Source organism: Brenneria alni (genome assembly GCF_003666245.1).
Lineage (GTDB): Bacteria > Pseudomonadota > Gammaproteobacteria > Enterobacterales > Enterobacteriaceae > Brenneria > Brenneria alni.
This window is the reverse complement of sequence record NZ_MJLZ01000001.1, coordinates 75,738-91,510: the sequence shown is the minus strand read 5'-3', so window position 1 is coordinate 91,510 and position 15,773 is coordinate 75,738. Positions and strand designations below refer to the sequence as shown.

Annotated in this window: 14 protein-coding genes; 9 read left to right on the top strand and 5 right to left on the bottom strand. The window is 51.7% G+C overall.

Annotated features, from left to right (window positions below):
- The first annotated feature begins 100 nt into the window (after positions 1 to 100).
- Complete coding sequence (locus tag BIY29_RS00385) at positions 101 to 1,309, top strand: MFS transporter (protein ID WP_121572731.1); 1,209 nt, start codon at positions 101 to 103, stop codon at positions 1,307 to 1,309.
- A gap of 156 nt (positions 1,310 to 1,465) precedes the next feature.
- On the top strand, positions 1,466 to 2,179 hold the full coding sequence (locus BIY29_RS00380) for a type III effector HopF2 (RefSeq protein ID WP_121572730.1): 714 nt from the start codon (positions 1,466 to 1,468) through the stop codon (positions 2,177 to 2,179).
- Between the two features lie 64 nt (positions 2,180 to 2,243).
- Here BIY29_RS00380 and leuD read toward each other — a convergent pair whose 3' ends face one another.
- The 4 genes from leuD to leuA are packed head-to-tail and all read right to left on the bottom strand — an operon-like array spanning position 2,244 to position 6,934.
- The gene (gene leuD / locus BIY29_RS00375) at positions 2,244 to 2,846 is read right to left on the bottom strand and encodes a 3-isopropylmalate dehydratase small subunit (RefSeq protein ID WP_121572729.1); all 603 of its coding nucleotides are present in this window, start codon (positions 2,844 to 2,846) and stop codon (positions 2,244 to 2,246) included.
- Positions 2,847 to 2,859: 13 nt separating this feature from the next.
- Positions 2,860 to 4,260, bottom strand: a complete 1,401-nt coding sequence (leuC, locus tag BIY29_RS00370; protein WP_121572728.1) for a 3-isopropylmalate dehydratase large subunit — start codon at positions 4,258 to 4,260, stop codon at positions 2,860 to 2,862.
- Between the two features lie 2 nt (positions 4,261 to 4,262).
- The gene (gene leuB / locus BIY29_RS00365) at positions 4,263 to 5,354 is read right to left on the bottom strand and encodes a 3-isopropylmalate dehydrogenase (protein ID WP_121572727.1); all 1,092 of its coding nucleotides are present in this window, start codon (positions 5,352 to 5,354) and stop codon (positions 4,263 to 4,265) included.
- Positions 5,354 to 6,934 carry a 2-isopropylmalate synthase gene (gene leuA / locus BIY29_RS00360; protein WP_121572726.1) on the bottom strand — a complete coding sequence of 527 codons (1,581 nt, stop codon included), beginning with the start codon at positions 6,932 to 6,934 and terminating at the stop codon, positions 5,354 to 5,356. The genes leuB and leuA overlap by 1 nt, the downstream gene beginning before the upstream one ends.
- A 403-nt stretch (positions 6,935 to 7,337) precedes the next feature.
- Here leuA and BIY29_RS00350 point away from each other — a divergent pair, with 403 nt between their 5' ends.
- The 4 genes from BIY29_RS00350 to cra all read left to right on the top strand — a co-directional run bounded on the left by BIY29_RS00350 (position 7,338) and on the right by cra (position 12,648).
- The gene (locus tag BIY29_RS00350; protein ID WP_121572724.1) at positions 7,338 to 9,143 is read left to right on the top strand and encodes an AMP-dependent synthetase/ligase; all 1,806 of its coding nucleotides are present in this window, start codon (positions 7,338 to 7,340) and stop codon (positions 9,141 to 9,143) included.
- A 95-nt stretch (positions 9,144 to 9,238) separates the two neighbouring features.
- Positions 9,239 to 10,957 (top strand): acetolactate synthase 3 large subunit, encoded by a 1,719-nt coding sequence (gene ilvI, locus BIY29_RS00345; RefSeq protein ID WP_121572723.1) that lies wholly within the window; start codon positions 9,239 to 9,241, stop codon positions 10,955 to 10,957.
- A gap of 2 nt (positions 10,958 to 10,959) precedes the next feature.
- Complete coding sequence (gene ilvN / locus BIY29_RS00340; protein ID WP_170158865.1) at positions 10,960 to 11,451, top strand: acetolactate synthase small subunit; 492 nt, start codon at positions 10,960 to 10,962, stop codon at positions 11,449 to 11,451.
- Between the two features lie 192 nt (positions 11,452 to 11,643).
- Positions 11,644 to 12,648 carry a catabolite repressor/activator gene (gene cra / locus BIY29_RS00335; protein WP_121572722.1) on the top strand — a complete coding sequence of 335 codons (1,005 nt, stop codon included), beginning with the start codon at positions 11,644 to 11,646 and terminating at the stop codon, positions 12,646 to 12,648.
- Between the two features lie 65 nt (positions 12,649 to 12,713).
- On the opposite strand, the gene BIY29_RS00330 is transcribed toward cra, so the two are convergent.
- Entirely contained in the window at positions 12,714 to 13,157 is a 444-nt protein-coding gene (locus BIY29_RS00330; RefSeq protein WP_121572968.1) for an L-alanine exporter AlaE, read from the bottom strand.
- Between the two features lie 884 nt (positions 13,158 to 14,041).
- Between BIY29_RS00330 and mraZ the strand changes: the two genes are divergently transcribed.
- Genes mraZ through ftsL form a run of 3 tightly spaced genes read left to right on the top strand, consistent with a single transcriptional unit; the run spans position 14,042 to position 15,761 of the window.
- Complete coding sequence (gene mraZ / locus BIY29_RS00325) at positions 14,042 to 14,500, top strand: division/cell wall cluster transcriptional repressor MraZ (protein ID WP_121572721.1); 459 nt, start codon at positions 14,042 to 14,044, stop codon at positions 14,498 to 14,500.
- 2 nt (positions 14,501 to 14,502) lie between these two features.
- Complete coding sequence (gene rsmH / locus BIY29_RS00320) at positions 14,503 to 15,444, top strand: 16S rRNA (cytosine(1402)-N(4))-methyltransferase RsmH (RefSeq protein WP_121572720.1); 942 nt, start codon at positions 14,503 to 14,505, stop codon at positions 15,442 to 15,444.
- Positions 15,441 to 15,761: a cell division protein FtsL gene (gene ftsL / locus BIY29_RS00315; protein WP_121572719.1), complete on the top strand. Its 321-nt coding sequence runs from the start codon at positions 15,441 to 15,443 to the stop codon at positions 15,759 to 15,761. Before rsmH ends, ftsL begins: the two co-directional genes overlap by 4 nt.
- The last annotated feature ends 12 nt before the right edge of the window (positions 15,762 to 15,773 follow it).

Sequence of the window (15,773 nt, the reverse complement as noted above, 5' to 3'; positions counted from 1 at the left end):
GAATTCTGACAATAATAATTCTTATTATCAATAAAAATGTTAAGATAACGTCAGTTTTTTGTATTAATACTTACACAAAAAATACGGATTACTTACATTTATGCGGTATTTACGCGATATCTGGACGACAACACCCTCGCTGCGTCCTGGTAAAAATTATTGGCCGCTGGCCCTGTGCGCTGGCTTGTTAGGCATCGGGCAGAATGGACTGCTGGTTGCACTGCCTATATTGGTTAGTGAAACTAAACTTTCACTTTCTGTCTGGGCGGGATTGCTGACGTTAGGCTCGATTCTTTTTCTTCCTGCTTCACCGTGGTGGGGGCGGCAAATCGACCGGAGCGGTTGTAAGTCCGTCGTCATGGTATCGCTGGGCGGCTATTTATTGAGTTTTATGCTGCTGGCGCTCGCCTGCGCGGGACTGGCTCTGGGATGGTTGTCAGTACCTCTCGGCCTGGGCGGGTTGATTGTGGCCAGAATCGTCTACGGGCTGACCGTATCCGGTATGGTGCCAGCTTGTCAGGTGTGGGCGTTGCAGCGGGCGGGCCCGGAACACCGCATGACGGCGTTGGCGGCCATTAGTTCCGGGTTAAGCTGCGGACGTCTGTTCGGCCCGCTATGCGCGTCCGCCGTGCTGGTGCTGCACCCGCTGGCGCCGCTGTGGCTGATGGCTTTGGCGCCGCTGCTGGCGCTGCTGGTTATCTGGCGTGAACGCCACGACCCGCCGTTGGCGTCCACGGCCCGTTTGTCGGTGCGGTTACGCCCGAATATGCTGGGGTATTTGTGCTGTGCATTATGCCTGGCCGCCGCCGTCAGCCTGATGCAACTGGGGTTGTCACCGGCTCTGCACCTACGGCTGCAAGCCAGTACGGCGGTGGTCAGCCACCATGTGGCGCTGCTGTTAAGTCTGGCGGCCATTGCCGCGCTGCTGGCGCAGTTTACCGTTCTCCGGCGGCAGCTTTTGCCGCCCTGCGTACTGTTGATGCTGTCGGGGATCGTTATGATCCTGGGGCTGGCGTTCATGGTCTGGGGGCCGTTGGCGCTATTTTACCTCGGTTGCGGGATCACCGCTTTTGGCGCGGCGTTGGCTACCCCTGCCTATCAGATCTTGTTGAATGACAGGCTTCAGGCCGGCGCCGGCGCGGGGTGGATCGCAACCAGTCATACGCTGGGCTACGGCCTGAGCGCCTGTCTGGTGCCATTGGTGACCATGAGATGGGGAGAGGCCGCGCTGATTGGTTCCGCGTTGGCGATGGCCCTGATCTTCTCTGCGGTGAGCGGGTGGCTTTGGCGTCGACATTCATCCTGCTGAAAATCCGGCGGGTAATCGGTGTGGTGAAATTCAGTCAGTCATCCCGTTGCCCCTGACAGGAGACGACGTTTTTCCGCAAATATATCTGGTGGTGAAAAGGAACCCTGTGTTTAGAAAGTGTACTTAGAGTCTGAAATTATTATGTGAGGAGAAATAATGGGACTCTGTGTATCGAAATCGTCCGCATCTGATTTTATTTCTACTGATATGGGCGGCGTTGATGGGAGCGCCAGCACATGGAGTAGCAGTAAGTCGTGGTCTGGCGTGGTGTCGAATATCAGAAACCCGGATGATGACGGCAGAGTAGAGTCTCTGATCAATATGGTAGGGATGATCTATGACGCATCAAAAACGCTTCGGGAAAGAATCAATCGTATTAGTCAGGAAGGCGGGGTTTCCTTGCGGATTGTGCCTGATGACAATATTGTCCAGAGTTTCGGACATGCGGAAGCACGGCTTTCCCGCCGGGAAGCGGTAATTGCGGAATCCACGGCACAAGGGATAAAAGGCAACCATTTTCGTCCTTTGAACATCATTCTGGTGGAATTGACGAATATGAGCAGAACCAAAGAATTCCAGCCGATTATAGCAAAATATATGCAAGGCTACGCCGGTATGGAAAGGACGGCCCATGACGCAGAAAGGATTGAATATCAAACTACGCAGGATATGGGCCGATATTACAAGGAAGCAAGATCGGTTATTCAGCAGTTGGATTACGGTTCGCCATCTTTATGGTATCTGCATGAAAGCGGAGAGGCGTTTTACCCCACCTTTGAACATTATTTCAGAGCCATGTGTGAAACAGGGCACATGGATGCTTATAGAAACAATTTGCAGCGCTACAGGGACGAACAATATTCACCATGAAGGTAGTGGAAGTTCGTCCGCAGCCGGTTCGGCGTGGCGAACGAACTCATTATCAGACGGTCAGTTAATGCAGGAATGACGGTTGCTGGCGTTCATAGTCGGCAATTGACGCCTCGTGTTGCAGCGTCAGGCCGATACTGTCCAGGCCATTGATCATGCAGTGACGGCGGAAGCTGTCGATTTCAAACGGATAGCTTTTGCCACCGGCCAATACGGTCTGGTTTTCCAGATCAACGGTGAAAGTAATGCCTTCTTCGCTATCGACCAATTTGAACAGCGTATCGACATCCGCTTCGCTCAATCGTACCGGCAGCAGTTGGTTATTGAGCGCATTGCCGTAAAAGATATCGGCAAAGCTCGGCGCAATCACCACCTTGAAGCCGTAATCGGTCAGTGCCCACGGCGCGTGTTCGCGCGATGAACCGCAGCCGAAGTTTTCACGGGCCAGCAGAATGCTGGCACCCTGATAGCGTGGTTTATTCAGCACAAAATCAGGGTTGGGCTGTTGGCCTGACTCATCCAGAAAGCGCCAGTCGTTGAACAGGTGCTGACCGAAACCGGTACGCGTCACTTTTTGCAGAAATTGCTTGGGAATAATCGCGTCGGTGTCAACATTAGCGGCATCCAGAGGAACCACCAGACCTGTATGTTGAGTAAATTTAGCCATGTCGGTTTCTCTCTTAATTCAATTCGCGGATGTCGGCAAAACGACCAGTGACGGCGGCGGCGGCGGCCATGGCCGGGCTAACCAGATGCGTGCGGCCTCCGCGGCCCTGACGGCCCTCAAAGTTACGGTTGCTGGTGGAAGCACAGCGTTCGCCGGGGTTCAGGCGGTCATTGTTCATTGCCAGACACATTGAGCAGCCGGGTAAACGCCACTCGAAACCAGCGTCGATAAACACCTTGTCCAGCCCTTCCAGTTCCGCCATCGTTTTTACCGGGCCGGAACCTGGCACTACGATAGCCTGCACGCCGTTGGCCACCTTACGCCCTTTGGCAACCTCTGCGGCGGCGCGTAAATCTTCAATGCGCGAGTTAGTACAGGAACCGATGAATACTTTATTTATCGCCACATCGGTCAGTTTGATGCCGGGTTGTAAATCCATATACGCCAGCGCTTTGGCCGCTGACGCACGTTCTACCGGATCGCTGAAGGATTCCGGCGACGGGATCGCCTGATTGACGGCGATCACCTGACCCGGATTGGTTCCCCAGGTGACCTGCGGCGCGATATCGGCGGCATTCAGCGTGACGACGCTGTCGAACCTGGCGTCAGCATCAGACTTCAGCGTACTCCAGTAAGCGACGGCGGCGTCCCAGTCTGCCGCTTGTGGGGCGAACTGACGCCCTTTCAGATAGGCGAAAGTTGTTGCGTCAGGGGCAACCAGACCGGCTTTGGCTCCCATTTCAATCGCCATGTTGCACAGCGTCATTCGGCCTTCCATGCTTAATGCCTGAATGGCTTTACCACAGAATTCGACCACATGCCCGGTGCCGCCCGCGCTGCCGGTTTTGCCGATAATCGCCAGCACGATATCTTTGGCGGTGATGCCGGGGGCGGCATCACCGATCACTTCGATCTTCATGGTTTTGGCGCGGCCTTGCTTCAGAGTCTGCGTGGCCAGAACATGTTCAACTTCTGATGTGCCGATACCAAAGGCCAGTGCGCCGAACGCGCCGTGCGTCGCGGTGTGAGAGTCACCGCAGACGATGGTCATACCCGGCAGCGTCATTCCCTGCTCTGGGCCGATAACGTGGACGATCCCCTGAAACGGGTGGTTCAGGTCATACAACTGTACGCCGAATTCAGCACAGTTCTTGATCAGTTCCTGCATCTGAATACGGGCCATTTCACCACAGGCATTAATATCTTTCGTCTGTGTGGAAACGTTGTGATCCATGGTTGCAAAGGTTTTGCCCGGTTGACGAACTTTGCGGCCCATTGCCCGCAGGCCGTCAAAGGCCTGTGGTGAGGTCACTTCATGCACCAGATGACGATCGATATACAATAAAGGCGTTTCATTTGGCGCTTCGTGGACGATGTGCGCATCGAACAGTTTTTGATATAACGTCTTGCTCATGATTATGCTCCTTGCGTCACAAACCGGGCAATCGCCGTGCCCATCTCATCAGTACCGACGGCCTGGCCTTCACTTGCCAAATCTGCTGTGCGATACCCTTCGGACAATGCCGTATTCACCGCTTTTTCAACGGCATCGGCGGCTTCATTCGCGCCCAGACTGTAACGTAACAGCAGGGACAGCGATAAAATCTGTGCAACCGGGTTGGCGATATTTTTACCCGCGATATCCGGTGCGGAACCGCCAGCAGGTTCGTACAGACCAAAACCCTGCTCGTTAAGACTGGCGGATGGCAGCATTCCCATCGAGCCGGTGATCATGGCGCACTCGTCGGACAGAATGTCGCCAAACAGGTTGGAGCACAGCATCACATCAAACTGGGATGGATCTTTAATTAACTGCATCGTGGCGTTGTCGATGTACAGATGAGACAGCTTTACATCCGGGTAATCTTTGGCGATCTCACTGACGATTTCACGCCACATAATGGAGCTTTGCAGCACGTTGGCTTTATCGATGGACGTCACAATGCTGCGGCGTTTGCGCGCAGACTCAAAAGCGATATGAGCAATTCGTTCAATCTCAAAGCGGTGATAAACCTCGGTGTCGAATGCACGTTCGTACTGACCGCTGCCTTCACGTCCTTTCGGCTGGCCAAAATAGATACCGCCGGTCAGTTCGCGCACGCACAGAATATCGAAACCTTTGGCGGCGATATCGCTGCGCAGCGGACAAAATGCTTCCAGTCCTTGATACAGACGGGCCGGGCGCAGGTTACTGAACAACCGGAAATGCTTACGCAGCGGCAGTAACGCACCGCGCTCAGGCTGTTCGGTCGGCGGAAGATGTTCCCATTGCGGGCCGCCGACCGAGCCGAACAAAATCGCATCAGCCTGCTCGCATCCGGCAATGGTTGCCTGTGGCAACGGCGTACCCTGACGGTCGATGGCGATACCGCCTACGTCGTATTCGCTGGTGGTAATCCGTATGTTGAAGCGCTGACGTACCGCGTCCAATACTTTATGAGCCTGCGCCATTACTTCTGGTCCAATACCGTCTCCGGGTAAGACGGCAACATGGTAACTTTTTGTCATCACACTGTTTCCTGACTATTTTGTTGTTTGCTGTTGTGCTGCTGCAGACGCTGAATTTCTTTTTCTACCTGCTGCGCGCGTTTGATATTGTTCAGGACATTTACCATTGCCTGAGCGGAAGATTCAACGATATCCGTCGCCAGGCCGACGCCGTGGAAACGACGTCCCTGATAATCTGCCACGATATCAACCTGGCCCAACGCATCTCTGCCTTGTCCTTTGGCGGTCAGTTGATATTTAACCAGTGAAATCTGATAGCCGGTAATACGGTTAATTGCCTGATAAACGGCGTCAACCGGGCCGTTACCGGTCGCGGCTTCAGCCTGAGTCTCATCGCCGCAGACCAGTTTGACTGAGGCGGTTGCCATCACGCTGGAACCGGATTGTACGCTGAAATAGTCCAGACGATAAAATTCTGCTTCTTCCTGCTGACGGTTGATGAAAGCCAACGCTTCCAAATCGTAATCGAATACCTGCCCTTTTTTGTCCGCGAGTTTCAGGAATGCGGTATACAGATCATCCAGGTTATAGTCGCTGTCCTGATAGCCCATTTCTTCCATACGATGTTTAACTGCCGCACGACCGGAGCGGGACGTCAGGTTCAACTGGACTTCTTTCAGGCCGATGGATTCCGGCGTCATGATTTCGTAGTTCTGGCGATTTTTCAGCACGCCATCCTGATGGATACCAGAAGAGTGGGCGAAAGCATTAGAGCCGACAATGGCTTTATTCGCCGGAATTGGCATGTTGCAAATCTGGCTGACCAACTGGCTGGTGCGGTAAATTTCCTGATGGTTGATGCCGGTGTGCACTTTCAGGATATCCGGGCGGGTTTTAATCGCCATAATCACTTCTTCCAGTGCGCTGTTACCAGCGCGTTCGCCGATACCGTTCAGCGTCCCTTCAACCTGTCGTGCGCCTGCCTGTACCGCCGCGATGGAGTTGCCCACCGCCATGCCCAGATCGTCATGGCAATGCACGGAGATAATGGCTTTGTCGATGTTGGGCACACGGTTGTACAGGGTAGTGATGATACCACTGAACTGCGTGGGCGTGGTGTAGCCGACGGTGTCTGGAATGTTGATGGTGCGGGCGCCGGCATCAATCGCCGCTTCGACGATGCGACACAGGTTATCGATTGGTGTACGGCCTGCATCTTCGCAGGAGAACTCAACGTCATCCGTATAATTACGCGCACGTTTTACCGAGTGAACGGCTTTTTCCACCACCTGTTCAAAAGACAGGCGCAGTTTAGATTCAATATGCAGCGTAGAGGTCGCCAGAAATACATGGATGCGGAATGCTTCTGCGATACGCAGTGCTTCGGCGGCTACATCAATGTCTTTATCCACGCAGCGGGCCAGGCCACAAACGCGGCTGTTTTTGATTTGACGGGCAATTGTCTGCACGGATTCAAAATCACCCGGAGAGGACACCGGAAAACCGACCTCCATCACATCAACACCCATTCTTTCCAGCGCCAGCGCAATCTGGAGTTTCTCTTTCACACTCAGACTGGCCTGAAGCGCCTGTTCGCCGTCACGTAATGTTGTATCGAAAATAATGACTTGCTGGCTCATCGGTTTGTTTCCTTGTCGTATTTACTTAGTGCCGGGCGAGTTAAAAAAAAACCCGCGCATCGGCGCGGGTTTTTTAATTGGTGGCGTGAAATCAGTTCCGAATCTTACCCACCAGCATACCGCGCAACGTAGATGCGTTTAGTAGTAGCCCTAGTAGGAAAGTGAAGTTGAACATGAAGTCTCGTCATCTGAAATTCTGTAGTGCTCTATTGATACTTAATCAGCAGGGTTATGTCAATATTTGATTTGGGTGTGATGTGCGTCAATTAAACTATAACGGTCATTATTTATCTCAGAAAGAACGTTGCGGTTTTTTATGATATCAGTAGACTGCGGCCAAAATAATATACAACTGTACGCTGAAATTTTCAGGCTAACTTTCTCTGTGGGTAGTCTTTTGCCAATGAATAATCATTTACAGCAATATCATGTAGTACGCCGGGTACAGCAGCAGATTGAACATTGTTCAGGTCGTGCAGCGTTACGGGAATGGACGCCGGACGGTGAGCGGCGGCTTACCTGGGCACAGGCGGGTAAGCGTATTCAGCGAATTGCCAGCGCCCTGTTAGCGCAAGGACTGGATGTGCAGGAACGTGCGGCAATTTTCTCTCATAACTCAATGAACTGGTCGCTGGTTGATCTGGCGATGCTGCATCTGCGCGCTATCAGCGTACCGATCTATGCGACCAACACTGCCGCACAGGCGGCATTCATTATTAATGATGCCGATATCCGTACCATTTTTGTCGGCGGCCAGACGCAGTTTGACGCCTTGCTGGCGTTACAGGAAACCTGTCCTCAATTACGCCATATTATTGTTATGGACGACGGCATGGATTTACGCGGTTGTGATATTGCCGTGTCGCTGCGCGAATTTGAAGCTCAGGCGGTAGACGCGTATTGGCGCGAGGAACTGCAACGCCGTATTGACAGCCGTGACCTCAACGATCTGTTTACGCTGATCTATACCTCCGGCACCACGGGGGAACCCAAAGGGGTGATGCTGGACTACACCAACATGGCGATGCAGCTTAAGCTGCACGATCAGCGTTTGAGTGTATCGGATGCGGATATTTCCCTGTGTTTTCTGCCGTTGTCACATGTGTTTGAACGCGCCTGGAGTTTTTTCGTCATGCACAGCGGAGCACAAAATGTGTATCTCAGCGATACCAATCAGGTTCGTGCCGCCATGCAGGCCGTTAAACCGACAGTGATGTGCGCCGTTCCCCGCTTCTACGAAAAAGTTTATCGCGCTATACATGAAAAAGTGGCTCAGTCGTCCTGGTATCGTCAGCAGTTGTTCCGCTGGGCTATCGCTCAGGGGCAACAGGTTTTTCTGCGGCGTCTTGCCGGTAAACAACCTGGCGTATTGCACAGCCTTACGCACCGCTATGCAGACCGTCTGGTGCTGGGCAAATTACGCCAGTTGCTGGGCGGGCAGGTCAGATTTCTGCCCGCCGCCGGTGCACGGTTAGACGACAAAATTATTCTGTTTTTCGAGTCTATGGGGATCCGCATTGTCTATGGCTATGGCCTGACAGAATCTTGCGCCACTGTTTCCTGTTGGGAAGAAGAGAACTTCCGGCTGGGTTCAATTGGTACGCCCTTACCGGAGATTGAGGTTAGGATCGGCGCGGATAATGAGATTCAGGTACGCGGCGCCACGGTGATGCGTGGTTATTTCCAGCGTCCGCAGGAAACGCATGATGTATTTACGGCTGATGGCTGGCTTAAAACCGGTGATGCCGGTGAGCTGGATGCTGAAGGTAATCTGTTTATTACCGAGCGCCTGAAAGATCTGATGAAAACCTCTGGCGGTAAATACATCGCGCCACAATATCTGGAAGGCACGCTCGGGCAGGATCGCTTTATTGAGCAGGTTGCGGTGATTGCCGATGCACGGAAGTACGTGTCGGCGCTGATTGTTCCCTGTTTTGAGGCGCTGGAAGAGTATGCCCGCTCTATCAATCTGAAATATCACGATCGTCTGGAACTGCTGCGTCACAGCCATATTATCGAACTGTTTGAACAGCGCCTGCGCGAAATGCAAAAAGAGCTGGCCCGCTTTGAACAGGTGAAAAAATTTACTTTGCTGTCTGCGCCATTCTCAATGGATGAGGGGGAGTTGACCCCCACATTGAAATTGCGGCGTAAGGTGATTCATCAGCGTTATCAGTTGGAAATTGATGCCATGTATCCTGAATCATGATGGTTGCCGTTGCAGAAAAGCGCTTTCTCTGAGGATAATGGTGCGTTATGTTGATGAGTTATATCTAAAACCCAGTTGTGTTAAGAGGCAAACCCATGGAGATGTTGTCAGGCGCCGAGATGGTGGTTCGATCGTTAATCGATCAGGGCGTAAAACATGTATTCGGCTATCCCGGCGGTGCGGTGCTGGATATTTACGATGCCTTGCATACGGTTGGCGGTATTGAACATATTTTGGTGCGCCACGAACAAGGTGCCGTGCATATGGCCGATGGCTATGCGCGCGCCACCGGTGAGGTTGGCGTGGTGCTGGTGACGTCTGGTCCCGGCGCGACTAACGCCATCACCGGTATCGCCACCGCCTATATGGACTCGATTCCTCTGGTGGTGCTCTCCGGTCAGGTTGCGACATCGCTGATTGGTTATGATGCCTTTCAGGAGTGCGATATGGTGGGCATTTCCCGCCCCATTGTGAAGCACAGTTTCCTGATCAAGCAGGCGGAAGACGTTCCGACCATACTGAAAAAAGCCTTTTATCTGGCATCCAGCGGTCGTCCCGGCCCGGTGGTGGTGGATTTACCTAAAGATGTTATGAATCCGGCTAATAAGCTGCCTTACGCTTATCCCGATCATGTCAGTATGCGTTCCTATAATCCGACGGTTCAGGGGCATAAAGGGCAGATTCGGCGTGCATTACAAACCCTGCTGGCGGCGGAAAAACCGATTATTTACAGCGGTGGCGGTGTGATTAACTCCGGCTGTCATCAGGAACTGCTGGCGTTGGCAGAAAAGCTCAACCTGCCGGTAACCAGTTCATTGATGGGATTGGGCGGATTCCCCGGAACACATCGTCAATGCCTGGGAATGCTGGGGATGCATGGTACTTACGAAGCCAATATGGCGATGCATAATGCCGATGTAATCTTCGCCGTGGGCGTGCGTTTTGACGATCGCACCACCAATAATCTGGCAAAATACTGCCCGGATGCCACGGTATTGCACATTGACATCGATCCGGCCTCGATCTCCAAAACGGTAAATGCGGATATTCCGATCGTCGGGGATGCCAGGCAGGTATTAACCCTGATGCTGGAGTTACTGGCGCAGGATGAAGCTCGGCAGCCGTTTGATGCATTACGTGACTGGTGGCGGGACATTGAGCAGTGGCGAGCGCGCAATTGTTTGAAGTACAGCACGGACGGCGACACCATCAAGCCACAGGCGGTGATCGAAACATTACATCGGCTGACTCACGGCAATGCTTATGTCGCATCGGATGTGGGGCAGCACCAGATGTTTGCCGCGCTTTATTATCCTTTCGATCTACCGCGTCGTTGGGTTAACTCCGGCGGTTTGGGAACCATGGGATTCGGCCTGCCTGCCGCATTGGGGATTAAGCTGGCGCTACCGCAGGAAACGGTTATCTGTGTGACCGGTGACGGCAGTATTCAGATGAACATTCAGGAGCTTTCCACCGCGCTGCAATATGACTTGCCAATAGTGGTGGTTAACCTGAACAACCGTTTCCTCGGCATGGTAAAACAGTGGCAGGACATGATTTATTCTGGCCGTCATTCCAGTTCCTATATGGAATCCCTACCGGATTTCGTCAAGCTGGCAGAGGCTTATGGGCATGTCGGTATTTCCATTGACACGCCTGACGAATTGGAAAGCAAGTTGTCGCAGGCGCTGGCGCAGAAAAACCGGCTGGTGTTTGTGGATGTCAGAATTGACAGCAGTGAGCATGTGTACCCCATGCAGATCCGTAGCGGTGGGATGGATGAAATGTGGTTAAGCAAAACGGAGAGGACCTGATCATGCGTCGGATTTTATCGGTATTACTTGAAAATGAATCAGGTGCATTATCACGCGTCGTCGGCTTGTTTTCGCAGCGTGGCTACAACATTGAAAGTCTGACGGTCGCACCCACCGACGATCCCACGTTGTCGCGCATGACTATCCAAACGGTCGGCGACGCCAAAGTGTTGGAGCAAATTGAGAAGCAACTGCATAAGCTGGTAGATGTTTTACGTGTCAGCGAACTGGGGCAGGGTTCTCACGTTGAGCGTGAAATCATGCTGGTGAAACTACAGGCGACGGGGTATGGCCGTGAAGAGGTCAAACGTTGCGCTGAGATTTTCCGCGGGCAGATTGTGGATGTCACCTCCTCGCTTTATACCGTTCAGCTGGCGGGAACCAGCGACAAGCTGGATGCGTTCCTTAATGCCGTGCGTGAAGTGGCGGAGATTGTGGAAGTGGCGCGTTCAGGGATCGTTGGCGTATCCCGTGGTGATAAAATCATGCGCTAAAGTTCTTGTTTGCTGATTTTTCGTTTTAAGAGGCTCGATAATAGCATCGGGCCTCTTAATTTTTCCGCCTATAACCTATATATGATAAAGCGGTTGCCGTTCAGTCGCTTCTGCTGTTAGATCTATGTGATATCCATGATGAGTTTATGGTCATCGCTCTATTTTATTTATCCGGCTTACTAAGGGGTCAACGTGAAACTGGATGAAATCGCGCGTCTTGCGGGTGTTTCACGCACTACTGCCAGTTATGTGATCAACGGAAAAGCAAAACAATATCGCGTCAGCGATAAGACCGTTGAGAAAGTCATGGCTGTGGTCAGGGAGCACAATTATCATCCCAACGCCGTCGCTGCCGGATTACGTGCTGGACGTACGCGCTCTATTGGATTGGTTATTCCTGATTTGGAAAATACCAGCTATACGCGGATTGCCAATTATCTGGAGCGTCAGGCCCGGCAACGCGGGTATCAATTATTAATTGCCTGCTCTGAAGATCAGCCGGATAACGAGATGCGCTGCATTGAACATCTGTTACAGCGTCAGGTCGACGCAATTATCGTGTCAACGGCATTACCACCGGAGCACCCGTTCTATCAGCGTTGGGTGAACGGTAGTTTGCCGATTATCGCCCTGGACAGGGCATTGGATCGTGAACACTTTACCAGCGTGGTCGGCGCCGATCTCGAAGACGCTGAAATGCTGGCGCAAGAGCTCAGAAAAGTGCCGGCGGAGTCCATTCTTTATCTGGGGGCATTACCTGAGCTTTCCGTCAGTTTCTTGCGTGAGCAGGGTTTTCGTCAGGCTTGGGCGAACGATCTACGGGAAGTGCATTATCTCTATGCCAATAGCTATGAGCGTGTAGCGGCGGCAGCGGTATTTGCTGAGTATCTTAAAGATCATCCTATGCCTAAGGCGCTATTTACCACCGCTTTTCCACTTTTACAGGGTGTGATGGATGTTACGTTGAAGCTGAATGGGCGCCTGCCGAGTAATCTGGCTATCGCCACCTTTGGCGATAACGAATTGCTGGACTTTCTGGAATGCCCGGTTTTGTCTGTCGCGCAGCGTCACCGTGAAGTGGCTGAACGGGTTCTGGAGCTGGTACTGGCTAGTCTGGATGAGCCAAGAAGACCTAAGCCGGGGCTTAACCGCATTCGCCGTAATCTTTATCGCCGGGGTTCACTCAGCCGACGTTAACATCGCCCTTCCATTGCGCCATATTCCCTACAATATGGCGCTTACTACTTTTCCTGCCGATGCTGCTACCCAGAGATGGCAACCCGGAATAATCGGCGGCAGTATTCGAGAAAATAGCCATACAGCACCCCCATCACCATTGAGATCACCACATTGCTGGCAACGGCAGTCAGCATTTGTGCTGAATCCGCCCCAATAGTCCAAAGAATGGCGGCATAAACCGGAGACTGGAAACTGACATAGGCAAACAGATCGGCAAGGTTGCGCATCAGAAAGTGTTGCGGGCCGTGGTGTTTGGCGAAATTGAGTACGTGGTCGCGGTAAATGCCGTATGGCCAGGCAATGACGATATTGACTGGAATAGACAGCAGACGCGAAGAGAAAGACTGTTCAACGCTCATGCCGGAAAGCCAGATCTCAATCACCATGCCGGTAATAAAGCAGTAAATGACTAAGGCGAACGTATCCGCCGTTGCACTACGCAGCCGTGATGTAGGGGAAAAAAGCATACCCATTCACTCCCATTTAAGATGACGAAGCGAACAAAAATCAGAGTAAATATGCAATGCTGGTTTTTTGTTTTGCTTTTAAAGTTTTAAATAGTTTACATCACTGCTTTATTGCTTGTTAAGTAGCTAAAAATATTTATTTTTGAGAATTTTATCGGTTTTCTCGCTACTTTATTTTTGCCAATGTGCTGATTCGTTCATTTATCATGAGATGAAGAGTAAATATGTTTATAAACAAAGAGTTGATATTTTTTGTCACGGTTCGTCCAATAAGGGATGAAAGACTTAATAAAAGGGGGAATAACGTGGTGATGTAAAGGGCGGGAAAATAGCGGCGTCTTTTTCATTGTCGTCAAACGGACGGCTACAGAGGTTAATTATTTTGTTCCGTACAAACAGAGTTTTTCTTTTTTAGTAACGGATGGAAAACGTAAGACAGGGTAAATCGGGTAATTAATAAAGAAACGATGATGTTGATGTGAATAATGTGGCATTGGGAAAATGTTAATAACAGCGGTATAATGGCGCCTGGCGAGTGAAAGCCTTGCCATGCAAGGCTTGCGGTGGTTTAAGACTATTCTTAAATATTTATATTTGGTATCAGTTTGTGACAATAAAAAATAATCAATCAATGAAAAACGATCGCCATATCTTTATGCAAGGTTATTCCACGAGTAAATTTCTCTCAAATTTTCATGACCTTAATCTTTTTTAATTATCCCTCCTTATTCCTTTTACTTTCATTTCAGCCCTAATTCATACAGAAATAATTCCAAAGCACGCCCGCTCTGGCTTGACAAGGTTTTCATACCCTCCGTACACTCATCAATGTGGGAATTTGTGGGGTAAAGTGGTGAAAAAGGTTATTAAGAGGTAACTCAGGCATGTTTCGTGGGGCTACGCTGGTTAATCTCGACAGCAAGGGGCGGCTTGCCGTACCTACCCGTTATCGGGAAACGCTGAACGGGGAATCGCAAGGTCAAATGGTTTGCACCATTGATCTTCATCAGCCGTGCCTGCTGCTTTACCCGTTGCCTGAGTGGGAAATTATTGAACAGAAACTTTCTCGCCTGTCGAGTATGAACCCTGCCGAGCGCCGCGTTCAGCGTTTGTTGTTGGGTCATGCCAGCGAGTGTCAGATGGACAATGCAGGGCGTTTATTAATTGCCAGTACGTTGCGGCAGCACGCAGGCCTTACAAAAGAAGTGATGCTGGTCGGGCAGTTCAACAAGTTTGAACTGTGGGATGAACAGACTTGGTATCAACAGGTCAAGGAAGATATCGACGCTGAACAATCGACTCAGGAACCGTTGTCTGAGCGGTTGCAGGACTTATCACTATAGTCATGCCGGAAAATTATAAACACACGACTGTGCTGTTGGATGAAGCCGTTAACGGCCTGAACATTCGCAGTAACGGAACCTATATAGACGGCACTTTTGGCCGTGGCGGCCATTCTCGCCTTATTCTTTCCCAATTGGGACCGGAAGGACGCTTACTGGCGATAGATCGCGATCCCCAGGCTATTGAAGCCGCTAAAGCGATAGGCGATCCCCGGTTTTCTATTATTCATGGCCCGTTCTCCGCGCTGGCCGACTATATGGCGGAGCGCGATCTGATCGGGCGTATTGACGGTGTGTTGTTGGATCTGGGGGTTTCTTCGCCACAGCTCGACGATCCTGAACGCGGTTTTTCATTTATGCGCGATGGCCCGCTGGATATGCGAATGGACCCGACTCGTGGGCTTTCCGCTGCCGAATGGCTAATGAAAGCGGAAGCGGAAGATATTGCCTGGGTATTAAAAACCTTCGGTGAAGAGCGCTTTGCCAAACGTATCGCCCGCGCCATCGTCGAGCGTAACCGTACCGAGCCGATGACGCGTACCAGGGAACTGGCCGAATTGATTGCTGCCGCCAGCCCGATTCGTGAAAAACATAAACATCCGGCGACGCGCAGTTTCCAGGCCATCCGAATCTATATCAACAGTGAGCTGGAAGAAATTGAACAGGCGCTGAACGGTGCGTTGAGCGTGTTGGCTCCGCATGGCCGTTTGTCTGTCATCAGTTTTCATTCGCTGGAAGACAGAATCGTTAAGCGCTTTATCCGTCATCAGAGCCGGGGGCCACAGGTTCCGGCAGGTATGCCGTTGACGGAAGAACAACTACGCAGCCAGGGCGGGCAAACGCTTAAGTCGTTAGGGAAAATGATGCCTTCTGCTGAAGAAGTGGCAGAAAACCCGCGAGCCCGCAGTTCAGTGTTGCGGTTTGCCGAGAGGTTGTCAGCATGATAGGCAATGAACGCCACGGCCTGGTCGGCGTCATCGGTGAAGATCTGCTGCGCAACGCCAAGATCCCGGTGTTGCTGCTGATCGCCGTCCTGGTTTCCGCGGTGTTTGTCGTGACGACGGCGCACAAAACCCGCTTGTTTACCGCAGAACGTGAACAGCTATTGCTGGAGCGTGATGCGTTGGATATTGAATGGCGCAACCTGATTCTGGAAGAAAACTCGTTAGGGGATCACAGCCGCGTTGAGCGGATCGCGACGGAAAAACTGCAAATGGGACATGTTGATCCGTCACAGGAAAATATTGTGATCAAGCAATGAACTAAACAGGCA

What these genes read in the sequence shown, in the direction of transcription:
- BIY29_RS00385 (WP_121572731.1), top strand. Translation starts at nt 101, where the DNA reads ATGCGGTATTTACGCGATATCTGGACGACAACACCCTCGCTGCGTCCT.
- BIY29_RS00380 (WP_121572730.1), top strand. Translation starts at nt 1,466, where the DNA reads ATGGGACTCTGTGTATCGAAATCGTCCGCATCTGATTTTATTTCTACT.
- leuD (WP_121572729.1), bottom strand. Translation starts at nt 2,846, where the DNA reads ATGGCTAAATTTACTCAACATACAGGTCTGGTGGTTCCTCTGGATGCC.
- leuC (WP_121572728.1), bottom strand. Translation starts at nt 4,260, where the DNA reads ATGAGCAAGACGTTATATCAAAAACTGTTCGATGCGCACATCGTCCAC.
- leuB (WP_121572727.1), bottom strand. Translation starts at nt 5,354, where the DNA reads ATGACAAAAAGTTACCATGTTGCCGTCTTACCCGGAGACGGTATTGGA.
- leuA (WP_121572726.1), bottom strand. Translation starts at nt 6,934, where the DNA reads ATGAGCCAGCAAGTCATTATTTTCGATACAACATTACGTGACGGCGAA.
- BIY29_RS00350 (WP_121572724.1), top strand. Translation starts at nt 7,338, where the DNA reads ATGAATAATCATTTACAGCAATATCATGTAGTACGCCGGGTACAGCAG.
- ilvI (WP_121572723.1), top strand. Translation starts at nt 9,239, where the DNA reads ATGGAGATGTTGTCAGGCGCCGAGATGGTGGTTCGATCGTTAATCGAT.
- ilvN (WP_170158865.1), top strand. Translation starts at nt 10,960, where the DNA reads ATGCGTCGGATTTTATCGGTATTACTTGAAAATGAATCAGGTGCATTA.
- BIY29_RS00330 (WP_121572968.1), bottom strand. Translation starts at nt 13,157, where the DNA reads ATGCTTTTTTCCCCTACATCACGGCTGCGTAGTGCAACGGCGGATACG.
- mraZ (WP_121572721.1), top strand. Translation starts at nt 14,042, where the DNA reads ATGTTTCGTGGGGCTACGCTGGTTAATCTCGACAGCAAGGGGCGGCTT.
- rsmH (WP_121572720.1), top strand. Translation starts at nt 14,503, where the DNA reads ATGCCGGAAAATTATAAACACACGACTGTGCTGTTGGATGAAGCCGTT.
- ftsL (WP_121572719.1), top strand. Translation starts at nt 15,441, where the DNA reads ATGATAGGCAATGAACGCCACGGCCTGGTCGGCGTCATCGGTGAAGAT.